Raw genomic sequence first — 7,323 nt, 5'->3', positions numbered from 1 at the left:
ACGGGCTTCAAAGCCCTTGGATGAAGCGGTCTCCCGTCCGTTACCGCACCGGACACTCTAGCCGATCCGGCGCAATCTGACTTACAAGGATGACGGGACGCGGGGCGGCATTCGCGGCAGGCCAACCAGCCCCATCCGCGTAACCTGCGGATAAATTAACCGGCCATTAACCAAATCCGCCGCATCGTTAACCATTCAATAACGGGGAACGAGTCGGCCGCTATGGAGGCTGCAGCAAAAGTCCAACGCCAAATGGTGCGCCTGCGCGGGCGCTCCTACGTGGCCTTCGTGTTCGTGCCGACGGTTCCGATCCAGGACTGGCTCCACGAGATCGACGCCACGATTGCGCGCTCGCCGGGGTTCTTTGCCGGTCGGCCCGTGGTGATCGATCTGTCCTCGGTCGATCTAAGTCAGTCCGGCATCAGCCATCTGCTCACCAGCCTTCAGGACCGGAACATCCGGGTGCTCGGGATCGAGGGGGTGGAGGAGGGCCGGCTGACGCCGTCGATGCCGCCGCTGCTCTCGGGCGGGCGCAGCTGCGTGGTCGAGCCGAGCGCGCCGAAGAAGGCCGAGGCGAAGGCCGTAACCAAGCCGACCTCGCTCCTGCTCGACAGCCCGGTGCGCTCGGGCCAGACCGTGATCTTCCCGGAAGGCGACGTCACCATTCTCGGGTCGGTCGGCTCCGGCGCCGAAGTCGTCGCCGGCGGTTCCATCCACATCTACGGCGCCCTCCGCGGCCGTGCCATGGCGGGGGTCAACGGGCACACGAGCGCCCGCATCTATTGTCAGAAGATCGAGGCCGAACTGCTTGCAATTGACGGATTTTACCAGACTGCGGACGACATCGACGCCGCCTTGCGCGGCAAGCCGGCGCAGGCCTGGCTGCAGGGGAATACCATGCGAATTACAGCACTGAACTGACCAGCAAAGGAGACATTTCAGATGAGTAAGGTACTGGTCGTGACATCAGGCAAGGGCGGGGTCGGCAAGACCACGACGACCGCCGCGCTCGGGGCTGCGCTGGCGCAGAGCGGCGACAAGGTCGTCGTCGTCGATTTCGACGTCGGCCTGCGCAACCTCGACCTCGTCATGGGTGCCGAACGCCGCGTCGTGTTCGATCTCATCAACGTGGTGCAGGGCGTCGCAAAGCTGCCGCAGGCGCTGATCCGCGACAAGCGGCTGGAGAATCTCTGGCTGCTGCCGGCCTCGCAAACCCGCGACAAGGACGCGCTGACGGAAGAGGGCGTCGGCAAGGTCATCGACGATTTGCGCGAACGCTTCGACTGGGTGATTTGCGACAGCCCGGCCGGGATCGAGCGCGGCGCCTCCATGGCGATGCGCTTTGCGGACGAGGCCGTGATCGTCACCAATCCGGAAGTCTCCTCGGTGCGCGATTCCGACCGCATCATCGGCATGCTCGATTCCAAGACGGTACGGGCCGAGAAGGGCGACCACGTCCAGAAGCACATTCTCATCACCCGCTACGATGCCACACGCGCCGCGCGGGGCGAGATGCTGACGATCGATGACATCCTTGAAATCCTCGCCACGCCCTTGCTCGGCATCATCCCCGAGAGCCAGGACGTGTTGAAGGCCTCCAATGTCGGCACGCCGGTGACGCTGTCGAACGCGGACGGCGCGCCTGCACGAGCCTATATCGATGCGGCGCGGCGGCTTTGCGGTGACAGCGTGCCGATGCAGGTTCCGGCTGAACGCAGGCGCTTCATGGATCGTCTGCTGCGACGGAGGGCTGCATGAGCATGGGTTTGCTTCGGCTTCTCCGCGGCAAGAAGGCCTCTGCCCCGATCGCTCGCGAGCGATTGCAGATCCTGCTTGCCCATGAACGCGGAATGCGCGGCCAGCCCGACCTGCTCGGCGTGCTGCGTGAGGAAATTCTCGCCGTCGTGTCCAAGCACGTCACGCTGGATCCGACCAAGGTCATCGTGCGCCTGGAGCGCGGCGACGAGGTGTCGACCCTGGAGGTCGATATCGAGGTGCCCAACGATGTGGAACGCAAGCGCGTGGCGGTCGCGTAGGGGACGCGGCCGAAGACTTCCCATTTGGGGTGGGTGAAAAGGCGGTCCGCTGGGCATAGCGGACCGCCTTTATTTTGCGTGCCTGCCGAAACCACGGTTTTGCCCGATTTCGTCTCGACGCTCGATTGTCATCGCAGGGCATTGCACGTCCTGCTGGTCAGGGAAGGGAAGGCCGTGATGCCCTCGGGAAAAACAATCCATCAACGCGTGGCGGCAGTGCTGCTTGCCGCAGCGATGGCCGCAGCGCCGTCGCTCTCGCTCGCCTGCACGCGCCTCGTCTATCACGGCGTGAATGGCCAGGTGATCACGGCGCGTTCGATGGATTGGAAGAACGATGTCGCGACCAATCTCTGGATCTTTCCGCGCGGCATGGCGCGCACGGGCGAAGTGGGCCCGAACTCGCTGACTTGGACGTCGAAATACGGCAGCGTGATCGCGACGGGCTATGACATCTCGACGACTGATGGACTCAACGAGGCTGGGTTGATGGCCAATGTGCTATGGCTCGTCGAGTCCGAATATCCCAAGTTCGACCAGAGCAAGCCGGGCCTCTCAATCGCGGCCTGGGCGCAATATGTGCTCGATAATTTCGCGACCGTGAAGGAGGCGGTGGACGTTCTCGCGAAGGAGCCGTTCACTATCGTCACCGACGACGTGCCCGGCGAGAAGCGGCTGGCGACCCTGCATCTGTCGATCTCGGATGGGACCGGCGATAGCGCCATCGTCGAATACATCAAAGGCAAGCAGGTCATCCACCATGGCCGGCAATACCAGGTGATGACGAACTCGCCGACCTTCGATGAGCAGCTCGCGCTCAACGCCTATTGGAAGCAGATCGGCGGCACGGTGATGCTGCCCGGCACCAACCGCGCCTCGGACCGCTTCGCGCGCGCCTCGTTCTACGTCAACGCGATTCCGAAGGACGAAAACCCCGACCGCGCGCTCGCCAGTGTTTTCAGCGTGATCCGCAACACTTCGGTACCGTTCGGCATCACGACGCCCGATCAGCCGAACATCTCCTCGACACGCTGGCGCACCGTCGCCGACCATCAGCGCAAGCTCTATTTCTTCGAATCTGTGTTGACGCCGAACACCTTCTGGGTCGACCTGAAGAAGGTGGATTTCTCGCCCGGGACCGGCAAGGTCAAGAAGCTCGATCTCGGCCCGGACCAGGACCACATCTTTGCCGGCGATGCCACCGCGAGCTTCCGCGAGGCTCAGCCGTTCCAGTTCCTGGGGCGGCCAATGTGATCAGTGGCGGCCGGAACGAGACTTGCGGCCCCGCCGTTATCCACGGCCCGCGGTCACGTGCGATGCATCGCGGTTTCATCAGACCGGAGAGCGCCCATGATATCCGAGGTCCAGGTCCACACCGTCGCGCGCCAGATGTTGGAAAAGCATGGTTTCGCTGCGATTGCGAAGGCCGCCGAGCAGGCCCAGGCCTGTGAGGGCCGCGGCGAGGCCGATGAGGCCAAGGAGTGGCGTCACATCGAGGACGCCATGAAGATCATCCGCGGGCCGGCCAACAGCTGACACGCGGCAAGCGCGAGCGCGCTCAGCGTTCCTCGCGGTCGGCGCCCGGCTGCGAAGCGCGGTTTTGTGTCTGCGGCTGGGAGCGCTCCCCTGTCTCTTTGCAGGGAAGCGGTTCCCACGAGCCGTCGGGCGCCTGCTGATAGGCACTACAGGATGACGAGGTGGATTTTTCCTCGCCTTTCTGGGCGTCGGAATTCTTCGCCAGGGCGGGCGTGGCCAGCACCGTGGCGGCCGCAACCGCGCCGGCGAAAACGACATGGATACTCCGCATGAGGGCTCTCCTGTTCGCGAATTCGAAGAGGCCGCATGGTGTTGAGGATTATGACCATTGTTAGCCGCCGCGACGGTTCCGTCGCGGCGTGCTTAACGCCGCGAGAGAGCGCCTAGCCGCCCTTGCTGCGGATCAGGCCCGCAAGGTTGGTCTTCTGGGCCTCGCACCAGCCGGGCATGCCGAGGCGGCGCTGGTCCATGTCGGTCGCCTGCGTCGCGACGGCGACCTCGGCCATCAAATCGTCGTCCTGCTTCTCGCCCATCTTGCCGCCGGTGTGCATCCAGGCGATTGCCTTGCGCACCTTCTCGGTGATGCCGTCCGGCAGCTGCATCTGCTGCGCCTTCTGCACGAGGTCCTGATAGACGAGATCGGTGTTCGGGCATTCGACCCTGGCGGCGAAGGCCTGCAAGACCATCGTCACATAGGTCGACCGTGGATGGTCCGCCGCTTGGGCCGGCGCGGCGAGCAGTAACAGACCTGCGATCAGGAAACCGGTGCGCATCCTTGGTATCTCCTCCGTTTTTTTTGAGAGGCTAGCGTCCGGCAAGCCGCTCCGCAATGGTGCCGGAACGTATTTGTCGCTTCCCGGTGCGGTGCGCTATCGTGACCCGCCCCTGGCCCGGAGAGCGACATGAGCCTGTTCAGCACGCCGTTCGATCCCGCACGCGACACGGCGCTCGTCACCGGCGCAGGCAACGGCATCGGCCGCGCGATCGCGCAGGCGCTGGTCGGCGAGGGCGTTCGGACCGTCTTCGCCGATGTGAGCGCGGAAAGGGTGGGTGCCGCGATCAGCGCGAGCAGCAGGCCTGAATTGGCGGTGCCGTGGGTGGGCGATCTCGCCAGGCTGGAAGATTGCGACGAGTTGCTGGCTGCCGCGCTTGCCGCGCTCGGCGAGGTCTCGCATTTCGTGCACAGCGCATCGCCGCCGCGGCGGGAGGCCGATCATGCGCTCGCGGTCGATCGCAAGACCTGGCAGGAGATGCATGCCGTCAATCTCGATGCCGGATTTCATCTGGCGCGCGGGCTGGCAAAGCGGCTGATCGCGGCGAAACGGCCCGGCTCGTTCCTGTTTCTCACCTCGCTGCACGCGGGTACGCCACGCAACCTGCCGCATTATTCGACGGCGAAGGCGGGGATGGCGATGCTGGTGAAGGAGCTCGCGAAGACGTTCGGGCGTCACGACATCCGCGTCAACGCGCTGGTGCCCGGCGCGATCGCGGCCGGCGGGTTCGTTGCCGATGCTTCGCTGGCGAAGCACATCCCGCTCGGGCGTCTCGGTGAGGCCAAGGACCTCGCGCCGATGGCGCTTGCGGTTCTGTCGAACAAGCTCTCGGGTTACGTCACCGGCGCAGCCTTCGTCGTCGACGGCGGATTGTCGCTGACGAACTGGTTCGAGCCGCCGGCTCTCGACGACTAGAGCCCCGTTCCGATGAATCGGAACGGCGCTTCTGATTCCTGGTTCGACGCGTTTTCCCTGCGCGAACCGGTATCCACTTCGCTCGAAAACGCGATGTCCTAGCGCTGCCAGGCCGGCACGGGATCGAGCGGCGTGCGATAGACCTCGTTGTGATCGCGATCGGTGACGCGCACCGCGCAGCCCTTCCGTTGCAGCTCCGGCTTCACCTGCGACAGCTCGGTGGCCAATTGATCGGCGCGATCGGAAGCGACCTCGATGTCTTCGAGGATGATTCCACCCTGGTTCTTGAACTCTTCACCAACCACGAGATCGAAGAAATAGTACGGCATTCGAATTCTCCGGTATGACGACGTGAGCTTCGGCGGAAGTCTCAACACATGTCGGATGATATCACTGAGTCGATATCTATCGAATGAACGGGCCGCGTAATCTCTGTGCTTATGGCGCAGAAATCATGTGCAGCATTCGCTTGCGTTAAGATTTTATTAAATATGTCGGCGTGATCATAAGGCATGGAATTGCAGCAGAACCGGGCTCCGGGAACCGGCAGCTGCAAGAGAAGGCCGGCGGCATAGATCCCGACGGCCTTTTCTCTTGACGGAAGACGCTCGAAGCATCGGTCTCCGTAGTCGCCCGGACTCAACTCATCGCATCGAGTCGGACAGCTTGCGCATGGTCGCGACAGCGACGCTGCGCCGACGCTTGGTCTATCGCACCGGCATCGGCGGACGCACGACAGGTCCGTCGTCATCGGCAACGGCTTGCGTCGTGGCGACCGGTGCTGCCGGCGGCGTGACCGCGGCGGCCTGCGAAGGCGCAAGCGGCGCGGGCGAATATGCCGGCATGTAGGTTTGCGACACGACCGGCTTCGGCCTGCGAACCGGAGGCGCGGGAGATCGCGGCGGGAGCGTGGACACGCGCGCGCGCGGTTCGACCGGCTTGACCTCAGCCACCGGCTTTGGCGCGGGCGGTTTTGCCATCTCGCGTGCCATCTGCTCCTGCCCGGCCTTCAGCTCGGCAATGTTGGCCTTGAGTGTTTCGATCTGCTGCGCCATCGCTGCGAGATCGCGCGTCATCGATTGGACCGACTGCGCCGCATCGGGCTGTGTTGCGACCGGCGCAGCTGCTGCAACCGGCGCGGCTGTTGCAACCGGCGCGGCTGTTGCGACCGGCGCGGCTGTTGCGACCGGCGCGGCGGCTGCAACCTGAACCGCCGGCGGCGTCGCGGATTGATCGGGCGCCTGATCCGTTGCGGCTTGCTCCGCGGGCGGCGCGGCCTGCGCGGTGGCGACCGGCGCCGTCCGCGATGTCGAAGGCAGCAGCGAGGTCAATGAGGTCAATACAGGCGTCCATTCGGCGAGCATCTGCCTGGCCGTGTCGCCATGTTTCTCCCAGGCGACAGTGGCGGCCGCGCTTCCGCCCGCAAACAACACCGTGACGAACGCGCCGCGCAGCCATTTGCCGGCGGAGGATCGCTTCCGCCGGTTGCGATCATCGCTGGCCGCGACGCGCACGGCGTTGTCGACCGAGGGCACTGCTGCCTGCGGCTCCATGACGGGACTGAACTTCGGCTCCGGATTGACGGTGGGCTCCGGCGCGAACTTCGGATCTATTTTCGGCTCCGGACGGGACGTGATCTCTGGGGCCAACGCGGGGGCGACGCTGATGGGGCGTGAAGCCAGCACCATGTCGGGCGAAATCTGAATGGCGTCGTGCGGATCGTTGTCCTTGACCGTGTCCTTCACGATCTCATCGACAATTTGCCTGGAGTTCAGCGTCGCGAGCATTGCAGCTCCTTTAAAACGCGAGTGTTTAAAGTAGTGGTCGTCCGCATTGGCGCGAGCCGATCTGTTGAGGTCGACTCATCCCAAATCTGATGAGTCAAGCAGATGACGCACGAGTCCAGCCGGGTTTGACCAAAGCAAGGCGAGGGGATGGAGACTGTGCGACGCTCTTCCGCCGTTTGTGGTGATGGAACCGGGCCAGTCGAACACGCGCACGTGTTCCCTCCGCCTTGTTTTCAGCACGATTTGGGCAGCATCTGGCGGAGCTGGGAGCGTAACTAT

The 7,323-nt window shown here is 64.2% G+C and carries 10 protein-coding genes; 6 read left to right on the top strand and 4 right to left on the bottom strand.

Going from position 1 to position 7,323, the window contains the following annotated elements; translation table 11 throughout:
- Positions 1-222 precede the first annotated feature (222 nt).
- The 5 genes from minC (at position 223) to JQ627_RS10255 (ending at position 3,569) form a co-directional block, all read left to right on the top strand.
- Complete coding sequence (minC, locus tag JQ627_RS10275) at positions 223-921, top strand: septum site-determining protein MinC (RefSeq protein WP_212484050.1); 699 nt, start codon at positions 223-225, stop codon at positions 919-921.
- 21 nt (positions 922-942) lie between these two features.
- Positions 943-1,758, top strand: coding sequence for a septum site-determining protein MinD (minD, locus tag JQ627_RS10270; protein WP_212484049.1), 816 nt, complete (start codon positions 943-945; stop codon positions 1,756-1,758).
- Positions 1,755-2,036, top strand: coding sequence for a cell division topological specificity factor MinE (minE, locus tag JQ627_RS10265; protein WP_212484048.1), 282 nt, complete (start codon positions 1,755-1,757; stop codon positions 2,034-2,036). Before minD ends, minE begins: the two co-directional genes overlap by 4 nt.
- A gap of 177 nt (positions 2,037-2,213) precedes the next feature.
- Positions 2,214-3,287 (top strand): linear amide C-N hydrolase, encoded by a 1,074-nt coding sequence (locus tag JQ627_RS10260; protein ID WP_212484047.1) that lies wholly within the window; start codon positions 2,214-2,216, stop codon positions 3,285-3,287.
- A gap of 96 nt (positions 3,288-3,383) precedes the next feature.
- The gene (locus JQ627_RS10255) at positions 3,384-3,569 is read left to right on the top strand and encodes a hypothetical protein (protein WP_212484046.1); all 186 of its coding nucleotides are present in this window, start codon (positions 3,384-3,386) and stop codon (positions 3,567-3,569) included.
- Between the two features lie 22 nt (positions 3,570-3,591).
- Here the strand turns inward: JQ627_RS10255 and JQ627_RS10250 are convergent, their stop codons facing one another.
- Together JQ627_RS10250 and JQ627_RS10245 are read right to left on the bottom strand one after the other, a co-directional pair.
- Positions 3,592-3,840: a hypothetical protein gene (locus tag JQ627_RS10250; protein ID WP_212484045.1), complete on the bottom strand. Its 249-nt coding sequence runs from the start codon at positions 3,838-3,840 to the stop codon at positions 3,592-3,594.
- Positions 3,841-3,952: 112 nt separating this feature from the next.
- The gene (locus JQ627_RS10245; RefSeq protein ID WP_212484044.1) at positions 3,953-4,342 is read right to left on the bottom strand and encodes a hypothetical protein; all 390 of its coding nucleotides are present in this window, start codon (positions 4,340-4,342) and stop codon (positions 3,953-3,955) included.
- A gap of 129 nt (positions 4,343-4,471) precedes the next feature.
- Between JQ627_RS10245 and JQ627_RS10240 the strand changes: the two genes are divergently transcribed.
- Positions 4,472-5,257 (top strand): SDR family NAD(P)-dependent oxidoreductase, encoded by a 786-nt coding sequence (locus JQ627_RS10240; protein WP_212484043.1) that lies wholly within the window; start codon positions 4,472-4,474, stop codon positions 5,255-5,257.
- A 98-nt stretch (positions 5,258-5,355) separates the two neighbouring features.
- Here JQ627_RS10240 and JQ627_RS10235 read toward each other — a convergent pair whose 3' ends face one another.
- Positions 5,356-5,586 carry a DUF6894 family protein gene (locus JQ627_RS10235; RefSeq protein WP_212484042.1) on the bottom strand — a complete coding sequence of 77 codons (231 nt, stop codon included), beginning with the start codon at positions 5,584-5,586 and terminating at the stop codon, positions 5,356-5,358.
- 378 nt (positions 5,587-5,964) lie between these two features.
- A complete protein-coding gene (locus JQ627_RS10230) occupies positions 5,965-7,044 on the bottom strand; it encodes a hypothetical protein (protein ID WP_212484041.1) in 1,080 nt (359 codons plus the stop codon).
- Positions 7,045-7,323: the final 279 nt, after the last annotated feature.

The organism is Bradyrhizobium liaoningense, assembly GCF_018130785.1.
Taxonomy (GTDB): domain Bacteria; phylum Pseudomonadota; class Alphaproteobacteria; order Rhizobiales; family Xanthobacteraceae; genus Bradyrhizobium; species Bradyrhizobium liaoningense_A.
The sequence above is the reverse complement of the archived record's forward strand: the minus strand, read 5'-3'. Positions and strand labels throughout refer to the sequence as shown.

What these genes read in the sequence shown, in the direction of transcription:
- minE (WP_212484048.1), top strand. Translation starts at nt 1,755, where the DNA reads ATGAGCATGGGTTTGCTTCGGCTTCTCCGCGGCAAGAAGGCCTCTGCC.
- JQ627_RS10250 (WP_212484045.1), bottom strand. Translation starts at nt 3,840, where the DNA reads ATGCGGAGTATCCATGTCGTTTTCGCCGGCGCGGTTGCGGCCGCCACG.
- minC (WP_212484050.1), top strand. Translation starts at nt 223, where the DNA reads ATGGAGGCTGCAGCAAAAGTCCAACGCCAAATGGTGCGCCTGCGCGGG.
- JQ627_RS10235 (WP_212484042.1), bottom strand. Translation starts at nt 5,586, where the DNA reads ATGCCGTACTATTTCTTCGATCTCGTGGTTGGTGAAGAGTTCAAGAAC.
- JQ627_RS10255 (WP_212484046.1), top strand. Translation starts at nt 3,384, where the DNA reads ATGATATCCGAGGTCCAGGTCCACACCGTCGCGCGCCAGATGTTGGAA.
- JQ627_RS10240 (WP_212484043.1), top strand. Translation starts at nt 4,472, where the DNA reads ATGAGCCTGTTCAGCACGCCGTTCGATCCCGCACGCGACACGGCGCTC.
- JQ627_RS10230 (WP_212484041.1), bottom strand. Translation starts at nt 7,044, where the DNA reads ATGCTCGCGACGCTGAACTCCAGGCAAATTGTCGATGAGATCGTGAAG.
- JQ627_RS10260 (WP_212484047.1), top strand. Translation starts at nt 2,214, where the DNA reads ATGCCCTCGGGAAAAACAATCCATCAACGCGTGGCGGCAGTGCTGCTT.
- minD (WP_212484049.1), top strand. Translation starts at nt 943, where the DNA reads ATGAGTAAGGTACTGGTCGTGACATCAGGCAAGGGCGGGGTCGGCAAG.
- JQ627_RS10245 (WP_212484044.1), bottom strand. Translation starts at nt 4,342, where the DNA reads ATGCGCACCGGTTTCCTGATCGCAGGTCTGTTACTGCTCGCCGCGCCG.